Source organism: Streptomyces sp. NBC_00726 (genome assembly GCF_045161735.1).
In the GTDB taxonomy this organism is placed as follows: Bacteria; Actinomycetota; Actinomycetes; order Streptomycetales; family Streptomycetaceae; genus Streptomyces.
The window spans coordinates 4,497,970-4,516,500 of sequence record NZ_CP108983.1; the positions used below are offsets into that span (position 1 = coordinate 4,497,970).

18 protein-coding genes and 1 pseudogene are annotated in these 18,531 nt (G+C 72.8%); 8 read left to right on the forward strand and 11 right to left on the reverse strand.

What is annotated here, in order from left to right:
* The first annotated feature begins 112 nt into the window (after positions 1 to 112).
* On the forward strand, positions 113 to 1,021 hold the full coding sequence (locus tag OG338_RS20250; protein WP_405938671.1) for an ABC transporter ATP-binding protein: 909 nt from the start codon (positions 113 to 115) through the stop codon (positions 1,019 to 1,021).
* Complete coding sequence (locus tag OG338_RS20255; protein WP_405938672.1) at positions 1,018 to 1,866, forward strand: ABC transporter permease subunit; 849 nt, start codon at positions 1,018 to 1,020, stop codon at positions 1,864 to 1,866. The genes OG338_RS20250 and OG338_RS20255 overlap by 4 nt, the downstream gene beginning before the upstream one ends.
* A gap of 18 nt (positions 1,867 to 1,884) precedes the next feature.
* Here the strand turns inward: OG338_RS20255 and OG338_RS20260 are convergent, their stop codons facing one another.
* Complete coding sequence (locus tag OG338_RS20260) at positions 1,885 to 2,814, reverse strand: SDR family oxidoreductase (RefSeq protein WP_405938673.1); 930 nt, start codon at positions 2,812 to 2,814, stop codon at positions 1,885 to 1,887.
* A 169-nt stretch (positions 2,815 to 2,983) separates the two neighbouring features.
* Here OG338_RS20260 and OG338_RS20265 point away from each other — a divergent pair, with 169 nt between their 5' ends.
* Positions 2,984 to 3,508, forward strand: coding sequence for a helix-turn-helix domain-containing protein (locus OG338_RS20265; protein WP_405940480.1), 525 nt, complete (start codon positions 2,984 to 2,986; stop codon positions 3,506 to 3,508).
* An 87-nt stretch (positions 3,509 to 3,595) separates the two neighbouring features.
* Here the strand turns inward: OG338_RS20265 and OG338_RS20270 are convergent, their stop codons facing one another.
* Positions 3,596 to 5,407: a coagulation factor 5/8 type domain-containing protein gene (locus tag OG338_RS20270; RefSeq protein ID WP_405938674.1), complete on the reverse strand. Its 1,812-nt coding sequence runs from the start codon at positions 5,405 to 5,407 to the stop codon at positions 3,596 to 3,598.
* Positions 5,408 to 5,706: 299 nt separating this feature from the next.
* Between OG338_RS20270 and OG338_RS20275 the strand changes: the two genes are divergently transcribed.
* On the forward strand, positions 5,707 to 6,339 hold the full coding sequence (locus OG338_RS20275; protein ID WP_405938675.1) for a class I SAM-dependent DNA methyltransferase: 633 nt from the start codon (positions 5,707 to 5,709) through the stop codon (positions 6,337 to 6,339).
* Positions 6,340 to 6,399: 60 nt separating this feature from the next.
* Here OG338_RS20275 and OG338_RS20280 read toward each other — a convergent pair whose 3' ends face one another.
* Positions 6,400 to 6,942, reverse strand: coding sequence for a TetR/AcrR family transcriptional regulator (locus OG338_RS20280; RefSeq protein WP_018520906.1), 543 nt, complete (start codon positions 6,940 to 6,942; stop codon positions 6,400 to 6,402).
* Positions 6,943 to 6,956: 14 nt separating this feature from the next.
* Complete coding sequence (locus OG338_RS20285; RefSeq protein ID WP_405938676.1) at positions 6,957 to 7,535, reverse strand: sugar O-acetyltransferase; 579 nt, start codon at positions 7,533 to 7,535, stop codon at positions 6,957 to 6,959.
* Positions 7,536 to 7,618: 83 nt separating this feature from the next.
* Between OG338_RS20285 and OG338_RS20290 the strand changes: the two genes are divergently transcribed.
* Entirely contained in the window at positions 7,619 to 8,845 is a 1,227-nt protein-coding gene (locus tag OG338_RS20290) for an MFS transporter (protein WP_405938677.1), read from the forward strand.
* A 13-nt stretch (positions 8,846 to 8,858) separates the two neighbouring features.
* On the opposite strand, the pseudogene thrS reads toward OG338_RS20290, so the two are convergent.
* From thrS to OG338_RS20315, 5 genes and pseudogenes are all read right to left on the reverse strand, one after another.
* Positions 8,859 to 10,091: pseudogene (thrS, locus tag OG338_RS20295) on the reverse strand (threonine--tRNA ligase); the annotation flags it as partial.
* 207 nt (positions 10,092 to 10,298) lie between these two features.
* Positions 10,299 to 11,009: a class F sortase gene (locus tag OG338_RS20300; protein ID WP_405938678.1), complete on the reverse strand. Its 711-nt coding sequence runs from the start codon at positions 11,007 to 11,009 to the stop codon at positions 10,299 to 10,301.
* Positions 11,010 to 11,131: 122 nt separating this feature from the next.
* Positions 11,132 to 11,854 (reverse strand): hypothetical protein, encoded by a 723-nt coding sequence (locus tag OG338_RS20305; protein ID WP_405938679.1) that lies wholly within the window; start codon positions 11,852 to 11,854, stop codon positions 11,132 to 11,134.
* A 230-nt stretch (positions 11,855 to 12,084) separates the two neighbouring features.
* Positions 12,085 to 12,924: a tetratricopeptide repeat protein gene (locus OG338_RS20310; protein WP_405938680.1), complete on the reverse strand. Its 840-nt coding sequence runs from the start codon at positions 12,922 to 12,924 to the stop codon at positions 12,085 to 12,087.
* A gap of 3 nt (positions 12,925 to 12,927) precedes the next feature.
* The gene (locus tag OG338_RS20315; protein WP_405938681.1) at positions 12,928 to 13,926 is read right to left on the reverse strand and encodes a GNAT family N-acetyltransferase; all 999 of its coding nucleotides are present in this window, start codon (positions 13,924 to 13,926) and stop codon (positions 12,928 to 12,930) included.
* 117 nt (positions 13,927 to 14,043) lie between these two features.
* On the opposite strand from OG338_RS20315, the gene fdxA reads away from it, so the two are divergent.
* Positions 14,044 to 14,364, forward strand: a complete 321-nt coding sequence (gene fdxA, locus OG338_RS20320) for a ferredoxin (protein WP_018105475.1) — start codon at positions 14,044 to 14,046, stop codon at positions 14,362 to 14,364.
* Between the two features lie 118 nt (positions 14,365 to 14,482).
* Positions 14,483 to 15,577: a succinyldiaminopimelate transaminase gene (gene dapC / locus OG338_RS20325; protein WP_405938682.1), complete on the forward strand. Its 1,095-nt coding sequence runs from the start codon at positions 14,483 to 14,485 to the stop codon at positions 15,575 to 15,577.
* A gap of 64 nt (positions 15,578 to 15,641) precedes the next feature.
* Here the strand turns inward: dapC and OG338_RS20330 are convergent, their stop codons facing one another.
* A complete protein-coding gene (locus OG338_RS20330) occupies positions 15,642 to 16,073 on the reverse strand; it encodes an ATP-binding protein (protein WP_405938683.1) in 432 nt (143 codons plus the stop codon).
* Positions 16,074 to 16,387: 314 nt separating this feature from the next.
* Positions 16,388 to 17,311: a hypothetical protein gene (locus tag OG338_RS20335; RefSeq protein ID WP_405938684.1), complete on the reverse strand. Its 924-nt coding sequence runs from the start codon at positions 17,309 to 17,311 to the stop codon at positions 16,388 to 16,390.
* A 35-nt stretch (positions 17,312 to 17,346) separates the two neighbouring features.
* Here OG338_RS20335 and dapE point away from each other — a divergent pair, with 35 nt between their 5' ends.
* On the forward strand, positions 17,347 to 18,426 hold the full coding sequence (gene dapE, locus OG338_RS20340) for a succinyl-diaminopimelate desuccinylase (protein WP_405938685.1): 1,080 nt from the start codon (positions 17,347 to 17,349) through the stop codon (positions 18,424 to 18,426).
* The last annotated feature ends 105 nt before the right edge of the window (positions 18,427 to 18,531 follow it).

Below are 18,531 nucleotides of genomic sequence, written 5' to 3' on the forward strand. Positions count from 1 at the left end.
GAACCCCCGCACATCGGCCCACGGTTGTACACCCACGGGTGCAGACGGCCGCGCCCGGATGTCAGCGACGGCCCGACGACACCGCCCGGTCGCGGCCCGCAGGGTGGGGTCCGTGATCGAAGTCAACGGACTGACCAAGCGATACGGCGGCGCCACCGCCGTGGACGACCTGACCTTCACCGTCCGGCCGGGCGAGGTGACCGGCTTCCTCGGGCCCAACGGGGCGGGGAAGACCACCACCCTGCGCATGCTCCTCGGCCTGGTCGAGCCGACCGCCGGAACGGCCACCGTCCGGGGCCGCCCCTTCCGCGACCACCCACGCGGACTGCGCCACGTCGGCGCCCTGCTCGACGCGGGCGACGTCCACGGCGGCCGGACCGCCCGCGCCCACCTCGCCGTGCTGGCCCGGAGCAACGGCATCCCCCGCGCCCGGGCCGACGTGATCCTCGAAGAGGTCGGCCTCGCGGCAGCGGCCCGCCGGCGCGTCGGCGGCTTCTCGCTCGGGATGCGCCAGCGCCTCGGCATCGCCACGGCCCTGCTCGGCGATCCGCCCGTCCTGCTCTTCGACGAACCCCTCAACGGCCTGGATCCGGAAGGCGTGCTGTGGGTGCGCGGACTCTTCCGCCGGCTCGCCGCCGAAGGCCGCACCGTCTTCGTCTCCAGCCACCTGATGACCGAGATGGAGCACACCGCCGACCGGCTCGTCGTCATCGGGCGCGGCGCGCTCATCGCGGCCGAGAGCCTGACCGCGTTCGCCGCCCGCTCCACCCGCCGCACTGTCACCGTACGCACCCCGGACGCGGCGGACCTGTCGCCGCTGCTCACCGCCGAGGGCGCCGCGGTGACCGGGGACGGCGAACGGCTCACCGTGACCGGGCTCCCCGCCGAGCGCATCGGCGAACTCGCCCTGCGCCACCGGGTCCTGCTCCACGAACTGACCACCCTCGGCGCCTCGCTGGAGGAGGCGTTCATGGAACTCACCGCGGACAGCGTCCAGTACCCGGCAGGAGCCCCCCGATGACCACGGCGACCGCCACCCCCGTCACGTGCGACGAGACCCGCGCGCGTTTCACCGACCTGATCGCCGCCGAGTGGCTGAAGACGTGGTCGCTGCGCTCGACGCCCTGGCTGTACGTGATCGGCGCGCTGGCCGTCGTCGCGTTCAACGCCGGTACGGCCTACGACCACTACAAGTACTGGTACCAGTACGACAAGGGCAGCCAGGAGTTCTTCGTCAGCCACCGGCTGGCGCTGGTCGACGCCTTCACCGACAACTCCGCCCTGGTGCTGGTCCTGGCGCTGGCCGCGATCGGAGCCGTGTCGGTCACCGGCGAGTACGGGACCGGGCTGATCCGCACGACGTTCACCGCCGTACCCGCCCGGCGCTCGGTGATGGCCGCCAAGGTTCTCGTGCTCGCCGCCGTCACCACGGTCTTCGGCGTGCTCGTCGCCGCCGCTTCCTTCGCCTCGACCCGGGCGATCCTGTCCGGACGCGGCGCCTCCGTGGACCTCGGCGACCCCGGAACGCTCCAGGTCCTCGCCGCCTCCGCGCTGCTCGCCCCGGTCGCCGCGCTCGCGGGCCTCGCGCTCGGCACGGTGATCCGGCACACGGGGACGTCGACCGTGGCGTGCGTGGTGGTGCTGCTCCTGCTCCCGATGGTCCTCAGCGACCGCCGTCACCTGACGGCGGTGCTCCGGCACACCCTGCCGTTCAGCGCCTGGGACCGGCTGGCGGGCGGCGCCCTTCCGCAACCCCCGGCCGAGCTCTACCCGTGGTCGGAGGCGGGCGCCTGGAGCGTCTACGCCCTGTGGGCGCTGGTCGCGGGGGCCGTGGCGGTGTGCGCGGTGCACCGCCGCGATCAGTGAGGGCGGCGAGCGTACGTGTTACGCCCCGGGCGCGCCGAAGTAGTGCCCCTGGTCCAGGTCCTCGATGAGCCCGGGCCCGGCCGGCTGCCAGCCGAAGCGTTCGCGGGTCAGCGTGCCGGCGGCGGGTGAGTCGAGACTCACCATGCCGGCCAGCCGGCCGAAGTGGCCGGGCGCGTCCTCGGGGGCGACGGAGGCCGTGGGGACGCCGAGGTGGCGGCCGATGGTCTCGGCGACGGACCGCAGCACGACGCCCTCCTCGGCCGCCGCGTGCAGCGTGGAGCCGGCGGGGGCCTGCTCCAGGGCCAGCCGGAACAGGTGCGCGGCGTCCTCTCGGTGGGCGGCCGGCCAGCGCTGGGAGCCGTCACCGACGTAGCCGGAGACGCCCTTGGCGCGGGCGGTGGCGACGAGGGAGGCCACGAAGCCCCGGTCCCCGTCGCCGTGGACCGTCGGGGGCAGCCGGACGACGGACGAGCGGACGTCGCGGGAGGCGAGGGCGATCGTCGCCCGCGCGTTGTCCTGGCGGCCGCCCGGGCCCCCGGCGGGCGCGTCCGGGTCGGCGCTCTGCCCGTCCTCCTCGGTCGCCACCCGGCCGGGGGCGAGACCGAGGAGCCCGGACGCGATGACGAAGGGCTTGCCGGAGCCGGCGAGCGCGTACCCGAAGGCGTCGATGGCCTTCCGGTCCGCGTCGGTGGCGCCCTGGAAGTCCCCGGAGAACGCGATGTCGTGCTTGAACGCGAGGTGGAGCACCCCGTCCGCGCCGGCGGCGGCCTCGCGCAGCACGTCCAGGTCGTCCAGCGATCCGCGCCGCACCTCGGCCCCGGCGGCGGCCAGCGCCTCGGCCGATGCATCCGAACGGGCGAGCCCGACGACCTGGTGACCTGCCCCGATGAGCTCGGGGACGACCGCGGAACCGATCCAGCCGGAAGCGCCGGTGATGAATACACGCATGAGGAGACCTCCTGGAACAGGCCGACGATCCGGGCGGCGGGAACGCTGCCGGACCCCGATGTCAGCGACTGACATCAGCCTACTCCTGATGTCAGTGACTGTCATCCCATAGACTCGCCGCATGGGTCGATGGGAGCCGAACGCACGCGGCAGGCTGGAGCAGGCCGCCATGGAGCTCTACGCCGAGCGGGGTTACGAGCAGACGACCGTGACCGAGATCGCCAAGCGGGCCGGGCTCACGGAACGCACGTTCTTCCGGCACTACGCGGACAAGCGTGAAGTGCTGTTCGCGGGCTCCGCCCTGCTCCAGGAGCGCATGGTGAGCGGCCTCGCCGGGGCGCCCCCGACCGCGCCCCCGATCGACGCCGTGGCGGCGGCGCTCCAGGCGGCCGCGGCCGTGCTGGACGAGCGGCATACGCAGGCCATGCGGCGGCAGCGGATCATCGCGGCCAACACGGAGCTCCAGGAACGCGAGCTGGTCAAGCTCGCGTCGCTCGCCGCGGCGTTGAGGGACGCCCTGCGGGCGCGCGGCGTCAGCGAACCGGCGGCGAGCCTGGCGGCCGAGGCGGGCATCGCCGTCTTCAAGGTCGCGTTCGAGCGCTGGATCGACACCATCGGGGTGCGCGGCCTGGGTGCGTTCGTCCTGGAAGGGCTCGCCGGACTCGAATCCCTGCTGGCGGGCGGCCGCCCCTGACACGACGACGCCCGCCCCGTCGGAAGTGACGGAGCGGGCGTCCTCGCGGAGGACTCCGGCGAACGGAGTCCCGTATTTGTCACCGTTCTACGGGAACGACACCACCTGCGACGGGACGGTCTCCGTACCCGAGGTCGGTGCACCTGTGTCGTTGATGACGTGGTTGTACTGTCCCTGGCCGCCGAGTGAGACGACGATCAGGTCGTGGAATTTCACGCCCGTCTTGACCGGGGCTTCGAAGCCGTGGTCCTGGCGGATGCTCGGGTCGACGTTGAAGTAGCAGTAGCTGCCGAGTCCCCAGCCTTCGTGGGTGTTGACCGAGTCGTCCACCTTGTAGGCGGCGTAGCCCTTGATGTCGCCGTTCTGCACGGCGGCCTGGTTGGGGGCGTCGTATGCCTTCTCGTTCTGGAAGAAGATGGTCTTGCCGTTCTCGCCGGACCAGCGGACGTCGTACTTGTTGAAGTGTTCGACGAAGAGTCCGGTGGCCAGGACGTTGTCGCCGTTGACCTGGAGGCCGTAGTCGGAGCGGTTGGTGTCCCAGCCGATGCCCTCGCCGTGGTCGGCGCGCCACAGCCAGGTGTGGTCGATGATCGTGTCGTTGCTGTTGATCACCATGCCCGTGGTCGCTTTGCCGGCGCCCGCGCCGCCGACCCGGACGAACACGTCCTGGACGCTGGTCGGGTTGGCGGAGTGGTTCGCGGAGGCGCCGTCGGGGCCGACCTCGACCAGGGTGTCGCTGTTGGTGGTGCCGGCGTCGATGAGGAGGCCGGCCAGCTTCACGCCGTCCACGTCACCGACCTTGAGGGCGGTGACTCCGTTGTCCGGGATGATCGTCGCCAGGCCGAGGCCCAGCACGACGGTGTCGGCGCGGTCGATGTTGATCGTCTGGTTCACGTGGTAGATGCCGGGTGTGAACAGCAGGTGCAGGCCCTGCTGGACGGCCGCGTTGATGGTGGCGGCGGTGGCCCCCGGCTTGACGACGTAGAACTGGCTCAGCGGGATGGAGTCGCCCTGCGGGGTGCCGTTCCAGGAGACGCCGCGCGCGTTGGTGCGCTTGGCGGGGACGAACACCTTGTAGTCGTTGCCGTCCAGGTAGAGGAACGGCTTCTCCCGGGAGACGGGGGTGTTTTCGAGTGTGGTGTAGGGCGGTTCGGGGAAGCTCTGTGCCGGTGCGCCCTCGACGCCGGAGAACGTCATGTTCCAGACGCCGTTGCCCCAGCTGCCGATGGAGCTGTCACGGGTGTACCACTGCTGTTGCGAGTACGGGCCGACCTGCCCGTCGATCTTGCTGTCGGCGATGTACCCGCCGCTGGCCCAGCCGTAGCCGTTCGGGGCGAGGTTGAGCCCGCCCTTGACGTGCATCCGCCGGAACGGCGCGGCCTGCGACACGGCCCAGCGGTCGGTGCCGTTGACCGGGTTCAGCGCCAGGTTCTCCGCCGAACGCCAGAAGTTCTGCGTGGCGTTCCCGTTGAACCAGCCCGCGTCCACGGTGACATCACCGTTGAACGTGGTGTCGTCGGGCTTGAGGCCGAGACCGGCGATCGAGGTGTAGAAGCCGATCTGCGCGTTGATGTTGTCGTACGTGCCCGGCTTGAACAGCAGCGCGTAGCGGCCGTCACCGAACTGCGCCGACTCCTGCTTCTCGAAGACCTCGTCGACCTTGGCCTGAATGCCCGGCGTCGACGGATCGAACACCAGGACGTTCGGCCCGAGATCGCCACCGCCCTCGACGGCCTGCGCGTCCTGCCCGAAAGCGGTCTGCGCCGCGGGGACGGCCATGAGTAGCGATACGGCGAACGCGGCGAACCCGAGGGCCCTGCCCCGGCGCTTGCGGCGGGATGGTGCGGTGGGGGTGGATGTGGGGGGTGTTGTGGGGGCTTCCGTGGGGGGAAGGTGCATGGACGTACGTCTCCTGGGTCTTGGTGCGGGTGACGCCACGAACAGTCCGGTGAAACGTTCAGAGAGCGCTCTCCGGTGGGTGTTGATGGTTCCGCTGTTACCCGGGACACGTCAAGAGGTGTGCGTCGGAAGCCTGAACCGAACCACGTCGTGCGCAACAAATAATGTCTGCGGCACGGCAATTGGCCCGCTCTGTGGCCAGTTCGGCGTGCTCGTGTGTTCAGGAACTGGCGGTGACTGCCGGGGAGCGCGGGGTACCCGGCCCTCACCGGCGTAACCCACCCCGTAGGGTCGTACGGATGACCGAACTCGACGCGACCCGCGCCTATTACGACACCGTCGCCGAGGACTACGCCGCCCGCGTCCCCGGCCTCTTCGCCGAGGACGTGCCGGGGCGCGCGCTGATCGGCGCGTTCGCGGAGGAGGTCCGCGCGGGCGGCGGGCTCCCCGTCGCCGATCTCGGCTGCGGACCGGGCCATGTGACGGCTCATCTGGCCGGCCTCGGGCTGAACGCCCACGGGGTGGACGTGTCGCCGCGCATGGTGGAGATCGCCCGGCGCCGCCACCCGGAGCTGCGCTTCGAGACCGGAACGATGGGCGCGCTCGCCCTGCCGGACGGCGGCCTCGGCGGGATCGTCGCCTGGTGGTCCATCCTGCACACCCCGCCGGACCTGCTCCCGCCCCTCTTCGCGGAGTTCCGCCGCGCCCTGGCCCCCGGCGGCCGGCTGCTGCTGGGGTTCCACGCCGGGAACGGGGAGCCCTATGTCTCGGAGAAGCGGGCCGGCGGATTCGCGTACGCCATCCACCTGCTGTCCACCGACCGGGTTGTCGGACAACTCGAAGAGGCCGGGTTCACCCTCACCGCCCGGCTGACCACCCCGGGCACGAGGTGGCCCCAGGTGTGCGTGCTGGCCCGGGCGGCCGGTGCGTGACGGGTGACCTGGCCGGCACCTTGGTCAGGTGGGGTGCCGGCCAGGAGCTGTGGGTGCGGGTCAGGCGCGCGTGATGCGGGCGATGGCCTCGACGGTCAGCGCGCGGTCGTGCGGTTCGGTTTCCAGCGCGCGGTGGATGGAAAGGCCCTCGATCAGCGCGTCGAGCTGACGGGCCGTCGCCGGGTCGAAGTGCCACTCCAGGGCGACCCGGCTGCGGCGCATCCACTCGCGGGTCAGCTCGCGGTAGGCGGGCTTGCGGGCGGCGAGGGTGTACAGCTCGTGCGTGAGGACCAGTTCGCGCTGATTGCCGCCGGACAGATGGTGCACCAGATCGGCGACCGCCTCCCGGGCCTCGTCCTGCGTGGTCGCGGCGCCCAGACGCTCCTCGAAGACGGCGACGATACCGCTGGAGAAGCGGGTGAACGCCTCCCGCAGCAGCTCGTCCATGCCGGCGAAGTGGTACGTCATCGAGCCGAGGGGCACCCCGGCACGCGCGGCGACCTTGCGGTGCGAGGTCCCGGCGACCCCCTCGGCCGCGATCAGGTCGAGCGCGGCGGTGATGATGCGCTCCCGCCGCTCGGGGTCGTTCTGTCCGGTCGCCACGCGCTGTCCCTCGTCTAGATCGAACGGATCACCCGGGCCGGATTGCCCACGGCGACCACATTGGCGGGGATGTCCTTGGTGACGACGGCACCCGCGCCGATGACGCTGTTGTCCCCGATGGTCACCCCGGCCAGCACGATCGCCCCGCCGCCGAGCCAGACATTGTCGCCGATCGTGATGGGCCGCGCCGCCTCCAGCTTGTCCCGGCGGGGCTCCGGCTCCACCGGATGCGTCGGCGTGAGCAGCTGGACGTTCGGCCCGATCTGGCAGTCGCGGCCGATGGTGATCGGCGCGACGTCCAGCGCGGTGAGGTTGTAGTTGATGAACGTGTCCTCGCCGACCGTGAGGTACGAGCCGTAGTCGACGTACAGCGGCGGCCGGATGTGCGCCCCCGCGCCGAGCCCGCCGAGGAGTTCGGCGACGACCGGCTGCGCCGCGTCCGGGTCCTCGGTGTAGGCGGCGAGATAACGGGCGGTCAGCCGCACGGCCCGCTTCTGGGCCTCGACGATCTGCGGGTCGTCCGCGATGTACAGGTCTCCGGCGAGCATCCGCTCGTGGTTCGTACGCGGATCGCCCGCGAAGTAGTCCGTCATGGGTACGAGCGTACACTCCAGGCGTACGATCGTACGCTCGTGGCGTCCGCCACCTTTCCGACCGTCTGACGAGGCCCCGCCGTATGGATGCCGCCACCGCCGCCACACGCCGCTGGCGTGCCGCACTGTTCCTCTTCATGCTCGCCGCCGGTACGGGCATGGCCTCCTGGGTCGCGCGCACCCCGGCCGTCCGGGACGGGCTCGACGTGTCCACCGGCGCGATGGGCCTGGTGCTGTTCGGGCTCTCCACCGGTTCCATGGCCGGTGTCATGGCGTCCGGGCCGCTGGTGCGGCGCCACGGGGGCCGGGCGACGATCCTCGGCGGGGTCGCCCTGATCGTCGCCGGGCTGCTGGTCGTCGCGGCGGGCACCGCTCTCTCGCTCGCCGCCGTGGTCTTCGGAGGACTGGCCCTGTTCGGCGGCGGGATGGGGATGAGCGAGGTGGCGTTCAACATCGAGGGCGCCGCCGTCGAGAGGGCCATCGGACGGCCCGTCCTGCCGGTGCTGCACGGCTGCTTCAGCCTGGGCACCGTCGTCGGGGCGCTCCTCGGCATGGCGCTGACGGCGGCCGCGTTCCCCGTCGGATGGCATCTGACACTCGTCGCGGTGCTGATAGCCGCGGCCGGTACGCGTGCGCTCCTCGCCATCCCGCCCGGTACCGGCAAGGACGACGCGCCCGCCGCCGGCCCAGGGCAGGGCGGCCTGCGCGGACAGCTGCACGTCTGGCGCGACCGGCAGCTCGTTTTCATCGGCGTGATCGTGCTGGCGATGGCCTTCGCGGAGGGCGCGGCCAACGACTGGCTGCCGCTGCTCATGGTCGACGGGTACGACGTGAGCCCCACGGCGGGCTCGCTGACCTTCCTGGTCTTCGCCGCCTCCATGACCCTGGGCCGGCTCGCCGGCGGCCCCTTCCTGGAGCGGTTCGGCCGGGCGCTGGTCGTCCGGGTCAGCGGCCTGACCGCCGCGCTGGGCCTGGCGGTGGTCGTCGTCGCCCCGAGCCCCCTGATGGCGGGCGCCGCCACGGTGCTGTGGGGGCTCGGCGCCTCGCTCGGCTTCCCGGTCACGGTGTCCGCCGCGGGCGACCACCCGACGGACGCCGCCGCCCGGGTGGCCGCGGTCTCCACGGCGGGCTACGGCGCCTTCCTGGTCGGCCCGCCCGCCCTCGGCTTCCTCGCCGACCACATCGGCCTGCGCCTCACGATGACCGTGGTGCTCGTCCTGGTGGCCGTGGCGGCGCTGCTGGCCGGGGCGCTGGGCCCCGGCCGCGAGAGCGACGCGGCCGGGACGGAGGCGGCGCCGGTCGCGCCCTGAGGAGGCCGCCCCGTCACGCCTCCTCGTCCCACAGCGCGGTGCTGTGCGCGGCGGTCAGCGCGGCGATCCGGGACAGCGCATCCCCGGCCGGCATGGGGGCGAGCCGGCGGCCGTCGCGCAGGCGGAGCGCGACGAGCCCGGCCGACGCCTCCGCCGCGCCGATCACCACCTGATACGGCACCAGCCTGGCCGCGCGGATGCGGGCGCCCAGGCTGCCGCGCTCCCGGCCGCTGATCTCCGCGCGCAGCCCCAGTCCGGCGCACCGCCCGGCCAGCGCCTCCGCGTCCGGGAGTTCGGCGTCGGACACCGGCAGGACCGCCAGCTGTTTCGGGGCGAGCCAGGCCGGGAAGGCGCCGCCGTGCTGCTCGATGAGATGGGCCACGGCCCGCTCGACGCTGCCGATGACGGAGCGGTGCACCATGACCGGGCGGTGCTTCGCCCCGTCGGCCCCGGTGTAGTGGAGGTCGAAGCGCTCCGGCTGGTGGAAGTCGGCCTGCACGGTGGACAGGGTGAACTCGTGGCCCGCCGCGTCCTCCACCTGGACGTCGATCTTCGGCCCGTAGAACGCCGCCTCGCCCTCCGCCGCCTCGTACGGCAGCCCCGACGCCTCCAGCACCTCGGTCAGCAGCGCGGTCGAGCGCCGCCACAGCTCCGGGGCGTCGACGTACTTGCCGCCCGGCCCCGGCAGCGAGAGCCGGAAGCGGGCCGCGCGGATGCCCAGCGCCTCGTACGCCCGGAGGATCATGTCCAGCGCCCCCCGCGCCTCGTCGGCGACCTGCTCGGCGGTGCAGAAGATGTGCGCGTCGTTCAGCTGGATGGAGCGCACCCGGGTCAGCCCGCCGAGCACCCCGGACAGCTCCGCCCGGTACATCCCGCCCAGCTCCGCCATCCGCAGCGGCAGTTCGCGGTAGCTGTGCGCCCGGGAGCGGTAGATCACCGCGTGATGCGGGCAGAGGCTGGGCCGCAGCACCAGCTGCCGGCCCTCGCCCAGGTCCATCGGCGGGAACATGTCGTCGCTGTAGTGCGCCCAGTGCCCCGAGCGTTCGTACAGCTCCCGCTTGCCGAGCACCGGCGAGTACACATGGCGGTAGCCCGCCCGCCGTTCGGCCTCCCGGATGTACTCCTCCAGGGTGTGCCGCAGCTCCGCCCCGTCCGGCAGCCAGTAGGGGAGTCCCGCGCCGATCAGCGGATCGGTGTCGAACAGTTCGAGCTCGCGGCCGAGTCTGCGGTGGTCGTGCATGGCGGTCTCCTCGCGTGGGAAGGGCGAGCGACCCCACGCGAAAGCCCCGGGGCACTCGCCCCGGGGCTTGTCGGCTGGTCAGCAGTCAGCGCGCCGGGACACTCTCCGGCGTCGTCGTGTTCACGGCGGCACGCTGCATGGTTCCGACGCTAACCGCGCCCCGCGCCCGCGCGCATCCGGTTTTCCCGCCCGTACGCGGGGGAAGGCAGCCGCTCACCCCTTCTTCACCGAGTCCAGGTGCGCGAAGACCACGACGTTGTCCTCGTAGTCCTTGGCCTTCCGGTCGTAGTTGCCCCCGCAGGTGATCAGCCGCAGCTGCGCGTCCGGGGTGTCGGCGTACACCTTGTCGTCCGGGAAGTCCGCCTTGCTGAACGTCTCCACGGTGTCCACGGCGAATGTGGCCACCGTGCCGTCGGCGCGGGTGATGTCGACGGTCGCCCCGGGTTTCAGGAAGCGCAGCTGGAGGAAGACGGCCGGACCGGTCGTGGTGTCCACATGGCCCGCCACGATCGACGCCCCCCGTTCCCCGGGTGTCGCACCGTCCTTGAACCAGCCGACCAGGTTCTTGTCGTTCGGCGGCGGTGCGTCGAGCCGGCCCGAAGCCCCGATGGAGAGCGGGGTGAACGGCGCGTCCACCGCGATCGTCGGGATACGCAGCCTCGTCGGCACCGAGCGCGGCAGCGCGGGCGACTCGCTCGGAGCGGCCTCCGCCGAGGCCGAGGCCGAGGCCGACGGGGACGCGGCGGCGACGGCGGCCGGGGGCGGGGCGGGCGCCTTGTCGTCGGCCGGCGAACCGATGGAGTGGTAGATCAGGGTCATGCCGAGACCGGCCGTCGCGAGGGGCCAGAACAGGGCCCGGCCGAGCGAGCCGGTGCGGGACGCGGCCCCGGGGGAGGGGGTTTCGGAGGTCTGCGGGGCGGCCATGGAGAACGTGCCTTTCGTCCGTACGGGGGCGGTACGAGTGCGGAGGACCGGGGAAAACGCGGGCGCCGCGGCCGCCGGTCCCGGAGGGACGGCGACCGCGACGACAGAGGCCCGCGGGCCGGTCAGGCCATCGCACCGCCGGACGCCTGACGGCGGCGGAGCCGGTACGCGGCCACGCCGGCGCCACCGAGCAGCAGCAGCGAACCGGCCGCCAGACCGCTGCCGGTCATCGCCATCGCACCGCCACCCGTGTGCATGCCGCCGTGCGGCTTGTCCTCGTCCTTGTACTTGCCGCCTTCGTCGCCCGGCTTCCACTCCTCGGCGACCGTCTGCGCCAGCGCGCCGCCGCCCGTGTGGACGCCGCCGTGGGGCTTGTCCTCGTCCTTGTACTTGCCGCCCTCGTCGCCCGGCTTCCACTCCTTGGCGAGGGTGTTGGCCAGCGCACCGCCGCCGGTGTGCATGCCGCCGTGCGGCTTCTCCTTGTCCTTGTACTTGCCGCCTTCGTCGCCGGGCTTCCACTCCTCGGCGACCGACTTGGCGAGGGCGCCGCCGCCGGTGTGCATGCCGCCGTGGGGCTTGTCCTCGTCCTTGTACTTGCCGCCCTCGTCGCCCGGCTTCCACTCCTTGGTGACGGTCTTCGACAGCGCACCGCCACCGGTGTGCATGCCGCCGTGCGGCTTGTCCTTCTTCCACTCGCCGTCGGAGTTGTTGTGCTCGTGGTCGGAGGCGGACGAGCCGCCGTGCTGCTGGTCGGCGGCGACGGTCATCGCGTAGGCCGAGGGAGAGGTGATGGCGAGGACCGCCGTGACGGCGGCCGAAGCGAACAGCGTGCGGGCAGAGCGCATCTGTACACATTTCCTTTCGTCGCCCCTGCGAGGAGTGACGGCATGTCGACTCCTGGTGACGCAGCGGCTACGTGATCCACCGTCAGTCCGAACCCGGGAGCGCGCCATCGGAGAGCGCCGCATTGGGGCTACGGCGTGGGCCCATCGAGTGGCGAAGAGCGGATAATCACCCATTGGACGGCATGCCGCGCCCCACGAGGTTTGGGCGCCGCGCCCCACCTCCCGCGCCGTCAGTTCAGCAGCGCCCGCGCCGCCCGCGCACTGTTGCGCACCGCCTCCGCCACGGCCGGCTCGACCTCCTCCACGACCTGCGCGTACTCCTCCATCTCGGCCGCCCCGCGCAGGAACTCGCCCGCGCGCACCAGCAGCTGGGCGTGCTCGTAGCGCAGCCTGGCCGGGTGCGACGGCAGCAGCAGCGACAGCTCGGCCGCCCACAGCGCCACGGCCGTGTGCTCCGGGCGGGCCGCGGCCCAGGCCCGGATGTTGTTCAGGACCCGCAGCACGACCTCCAGCGGCCGCGCGGGCTCCAGCGACGACGGCTCCCACCGCTCCCCGGTCGCGCTCGTCACCATCAGCTCCGCGTCCTGGTCCGTCAGCGGCCGCCCACCGGCGAACGGATCGGCGAGCACCCGCTCGGCCGGGTCGCCGAAACCGACCACGAAATGACCAGGCAGCGCCACCCCGTACACCGGGGCGCCCGCCCGCCGGGCGACCTCGATCCACACCACCGACAGCAGGATCGGCAGCCCGCGCCGCCGCCGCAGCACCTCGTGCAGCAGGGACGACTCCAGCCGCTGGTAGTCCGCCGCCGCCCCCTCGAACCCGCACCGCTCACCGAGCAGTTCGGCCAGCGCCGACGCCCAGGCATGGGCCCCGCGCAGCCCGTACGGGAGCAGCCCGGCCAGCCGGTCCAGCTCGATCTGGGCCTCGTCCATGCCGTGCGCGTCCAGCTCCGGATCCGCCTCCGCCGCCACCAGCAGGCACAGCATCGCCAGGTCGGGCCGCTCGGCCCGGGCCTCCTCCGCGAACCTGCGGCGCAGCTCCTCGCGGTCGTTCCCCTCGGGCGCCACCGGTCACACCGGCCGGAAGTGGTGGTAGCGGTGGTGCGTCGCGAAGCCCATCCCGTCGTACAGCGCGCGGGCGCCCTCGTTGTCGGCCTCCACCTGGAGCCAGGCGGCGGACGCGCCCTCGTCCAGGGCCTGCCGGGCCAGCGCGGTCATCACGGCGGTCGCCAGGCCCCGCCGGCGGTGCTCCGGAGCCACCTCGACGGCCATGAAGCCGGCCCACCGCCCGTCCACCACACACCGCCCGATCGCGGCCGGCGCCTCGCCGTCCTCGCCGGGCACGGTCGCGAACCACACCGAGGGGCCGCTGTGCAGCACCGCCGTCACCTCAGGCCCCGGCGCCCCGACGCGCTGGTAGCGGGCCAGCCACGCCGCACCGGCCGTACGCTCCAGCCGGACCCGGGACACCTCGGCCGGCAGGTCACCGACCGGGGCGAGCGCCGCGATCCGCACCTCCGCCGTCACCTCGCGCCGCCAGCCGTGCTCCTCCAGCGCCGCGCACAGCTCCTCCTGCGCACCCTCGGCACCGGTCGCGGTCTGTACGTACGGGGGCAGCCCCCGTTCCGCGTACCACTCGCGCACGCGTCCGAGCGCCGCGTCGAGCGGCACGCCCGGATCGCCGAGCGGCAGCACCGAGTTGGCGCGGCGGGTGAATCCGGCGGCGGCGCGCAGCCGCCAGTCGCCCAGCGGTTCGCTCTCCACCGGCTGCCAGGCACGCGCGGTCACTTGGGCGAGTTCGGCGAACGAGGCGGCGGGGCCGCGCCGCCGGGCCGGGGCGGCGGGCACGACCTTGCCCGCCACGAGAGAGGACTCCGCGATCCGCACGGACACGCCGTTCTTGGGTGTGACGCACAGCACACCGTCGTTCCATGATGTGAGAACTCCGACCGTGTCGGTAAATTTCGACCCGTCGGAGCCGTCTCCGCCCAGACGCCGGACTGATACCCGTTTGCCCACGTCAGCTGGTGCAATTCGGACCTCAAGCCGTCCGCCGATGGTGAATTCCACAGCTCTGTCCGCCCCTCCTGTTCGGATCGTGCCCGCGAACGGAGATACTAGGTGTGGGCATCGACGACGCCGCGCTCCCGCGCGAGAGCCAACGCCCTACCGAGGAGGAACGACAGCGTGACCTACGTCATCGCGCAGCCTTGTGTCGACGTCAAGGACAAGGCCTGCATCGAAGAGTGCCCCGTCGACTGCATCTACGAGGGCCAGCGGTCCTTGTACATCCACCCGGACGAGTGCGTCGACTGCGGAGCCTGCGAGCCGGTCTGCCCGGTGGAAGCGATCTTCTACGAGGACGACACCCCGGACGAGTGGAAGGACTACTACAAGGCGAACGTCGAGTTCTTCGATGACCTCGGTTCGCCGGGTGGTGCCTCCAAGCTTGGTCTGATCGAGCGCGACCACGCGTTCATCGCCGCGCTGCCGCCGCAGAACCAGTAACAGCGCCCCGGCACGTGCGCCGCCCCGGTCCCGTACGGCTCGCCGCCGTGCGGGACCGCGGTGTTTCCGGTACCCGCCGGGCCGCCCGCGTGAACTCCGTACGAGAAAGCAGAGAGCCGTGTCCGCAGTCTCCTCCCGCCTCCCGGTCTTCCCCTGGGACAAGCTGGCGCCCTACAAGTCGACGGCCGCGGCCCACCCGGACGGGATCGTGGACCTGTCCGTCGGCACCCCCGTCGACCCGGTGCCCGAGCTGATCCGGCAGGCGCTCGTCGCGGCCGCGGACAGCCCCGGCTATCCGACGGTGTGGGGGACCGCCGCGCTGCGCGACGCGCTCACCGGCTGGGTGGAGCGGCGGCTCGGCGCGGTGTCGGTGGCCCATGAGAACGTGCTGCCCGTCGTCGGCTCCAAGGAACTGGTGGCCTGGCTGCCGACCCAGCTCGGCCTGGGCCCCGGTGACAAGGTCGCCTACCCGCGCCTCGCCTACCCGACGTACGAGGTCGGCGCCCGGCTCTGCGGCGCGGAGCCGGTGGTCTACGACGACCCGACCGAGCTGGACCCGGCCGGTCTGAAGCTCCTCTGGCTCAACTCCCCGTCCAACCCGACCGGCCGCGTCCTCGCCAAGGACGAGCTGATCCGCATCGTCGCCTGGGCGCGCGAGCACGGCGTACTGGTCTTCAGTGACGAGTGTTATCTGGAGCTGGGCTGGGAAGCGGAGCCGGTCTCCGTGCTCCACCCGGACGTTTGCGGTGGTACGTACGAGGGCATCGTCGCCGTCCACTCGCTGTCGAAGCGGTCCAACCTCGCCGGCTACCGGGCCGCGTTCATCGCGGGCGACGCGGCCGTGCTGGGCGAGCTGCTGCTGATCCGCAAGCACGGCGGCATGATGACGCCCGCGCCCGTCCAGGCCGCGACCGTCGCCGCGCTCGGCGACGACACGCACGTCGCCGAACAGCGCGCCCGGTACGCGGAGCGGCGCGCCGCCCTGCGCACGGCCCTGGAGGCCCACGGCTTCCGCGTCGAGCACAGCGAGGCGAGCCTCTACCTCTGGGCCACCCGCGACGAACCCTGCTGGGACACCGTGGCGTACCTGGCGGAGCGGGGCATCCTGGTCGCACCCGGCGACTTCTACGGACCGGCCGGCGACCGCTTCGTCCGCGTCGCGTTCACGGCCACGGACGAGCGCGTGGCGGCGGCGGTCAAGCGGCTCGGCTGACCACCGGCGTACGAGAGGGCCCCGGGAGCACGCGTTCCCGGGGCCCTCTCGCGTCGGGCGGGCGTCAGCCGAGCGGCAGGCCCTTGCCAAGGGCGTCGGTGGGCAGACCGCCCTTGGCCGCGTCGGTGAGTGCGCCGGTGACGTCGGCGCCCTTGGTCGCGCTCTTGCCCTTGGTCGCGCCCTTGGTGGCGCCGGAGACCTTGTTCGCGGCGGGGGCGGCCTTGCCGCCGACGTCGGTGAGCGTCTTGCCCGCCACCGGCAGCGCGGTGCCGACGAGCTTGCCGCCGGTCTCGTTCGCCGCACCCGAGGCCGGCTTGGCGGCGCCTTCGACCGTCTTGCCGAGACCGGAACCCTCGACGCTGGTGAGACCGCCGAGGTCCGGGGCCTGCGGGAGCTCCGCGGCACCCGCGGCACCGGCCGCACCGACCACGGGGGCCGCACCCGCCGCGATCAGCAGCGCGGTACGGGCGATCCGACGGGTCAGGGGGAGGGACATGATGCTCCTTCGACGGGAGAGGAATTCGGGCTGTCCGTGAGCCGGACGCCCTGACAACCGTCGTGGGGGCGGGTGAGGTTGCGGTGTGGCGACGTAAAGACTGAGTAATGCGTCGGATAATCCTCAGCGGAGGAACCCGGGCAAACCGTGCGCTCCGCCGTCACCCGGCGAACCGTCACTCCCCTTGCGTCACAAGGCTCGCGGGAGGCGCGCGACCGGCCCCCGACGGACCTTCGGGGGGCGCCGGGGGGCGCACGGCGGTACCCCCGTCCGGGCGACGGCCCGCACGCCTGCGCGGGCGGCCCCTGGTGCTCTCAGCTCACCAGGCGGAGCCGTACCTCGTCCGTGTCCGACGCCTCGCGCTCCGTCCCCTCGCGCTCCGTGCGCCAGCCCGCGCCGGCCGCCCACACCCGGCCCCCGTACGCGACCTGATCGATGCCCAGCGCCTCCGACTGGGCCACTGCCCAGTGCGCCAGCTCCCAGCCCCGCTGCGGTACGCCGTCCCGGTCGGCGCGGCGGTCCGCCCGCACCGGGACCGTCAGCGCGCCCGAGGCCGAGGGGCCCGACGTGCCGGTGCCGGCCGGGAGCACGCCCTTGCCGAACGCGCCCACCAGGGCCGCCCGCACCTTCGTCGCGTCGCCCGTCCCGGCGGTGGTCCGCGGCGGCTCGCAGTCCAGCGCGGCCGGGGTGCGGCCGGTCAGCGCGGCGGCCAGCAGCGCCGCGTCCGGCTCGTGCTTCGCGTACGCCTGCGGGAAACCGCTGCGCTGGACGCGCTGCGCGGCCTCGGTCAGCGGCAGCCGCGAATATCCCGGCACCTCGGCCAGGTGCTCGTAGAACTTCCCGGCCGCGTACACCGGGTCCATGACCTGCCGCGCGGTGCCCCAGCCCTGCGAGGGCCGCTGCTGGAACAGCCCGAGCGAGTCCCGGTCGCCGTGGTCGAGATTGCGCAGCGCGGACTCCTGCAACGCCGTGGCCAGCGCGATGGTCACCGCGCGCTCCGGCATCCCGCGCGTGGTGCCGACGGCGGAGATCGTCGCGGCGTTTGCGGCCTGCTCGGGCGTGAGCCGGTACGAACCGTCCGCGGACCGCACCGTGCACTGATCGGACCCGCGCTCACCCGAAACGTACTGAACCGCCAGATAACCGGCCACCGCCACGAGCACACCGACGGCCGCCACGACCCGCAGCCGACGACTGCGGCCGGGACGCCGGGGAGCAGCGGAATCGGTCCTGGTCACGGGGCCACCGTACGCGAGGCACTAGGCTCCTAGCCATGGCCGACAGCATGCTTGACCTCGCCCTTGACGGGCCCGCCCTCACCGCCGCGCTGGTGGACTTCCCCTCGGTCAGCGGGGACGAGAAGGACCTCGCCGACGCCATCGAGACGGCGCTGCGCGCGCTGCCGCATCTGAGCGTCGAGCGGTACGGCAACAACGTCGTGGCCAGGACGGATCTCGGCCGCTCCGAACGCGTCATCCTGGCCGGGCACATCGACACCGTGCCGATCGCCGACAACGTGCCCTCCCGGCTCGACGCGGACGGTCTCCTCTGGGGCTGCGGCACCTCCGACATGAAGTCCGGCGTCGCCGTCCAGCTGCGCATCGCCGCGACCGTGCCCGAGCCCAACCGCGACCTCACCTTCGTCTTCTACGACCAGGAGGAGGTCGCCGCCCACCTCAATGGCCTCGGCCGCATCGCCGAAGCCCACCCGGACTGGCTGAAGGGCGACTTCGCCATCCTGCTGGAGGGCTCGAACGGCGAGGTCGAGGGCGGCTGCCAGGGCACCCTGCGGGTCTTCCTCCACCTGGCGGGCGAGCGGGCGCACTCCGCGCGCAGCTGGATGGGGTCCAACGCCGTCCACGCCGCCGCCCCGGTCCTCGCCCGCCTCGCCGCGTACGAGCCCCGGCGGCCGGTGATCGACGGCCTGGAATACCACGAGGGCCTGAACGCCGTACGCATCGAGGGCGGCGTCGCCAACAACGTCATCCCCGACGCCTGCACGGTCGTCGTCAATTACCGCTACGCCCCCGACCTCGGCCAGGAAGAGGCCCTGGCCCACGTCCGCGAGGTCTTCGCGGACTGCGGCGTCGCGGAGTTCACGGTGGACGACCACTCCGGCGCGGCGATGCCCGGCCTTTCCCACCCGGCGGCCAAGGCATTCATGGACGCGGTCGGCGGTGTCGCCCGGCCCAAGTTCGGCTGGACGGACGTGGCCCGCTTCGGCCCCCTCGGCGTCCCCGCGGTCAACTACGGCCCCGGCGATCCGGTCCTCGCCCACAAGCGCGACGAGCACGTCAAGGTCGAGCGCATCACCCACTGCGAGGAGCGCCTGCGCTCCTGGCTCACCGCCTGACCCACGACCTGACCTCCCGGATTCCCCTGTCCGTAACCCGTGGCGATCTACGCTGGCGGGAGACGGAGGCGTCGCAGGGCGCCCCCGACGTCGGCGGAGGGAGCA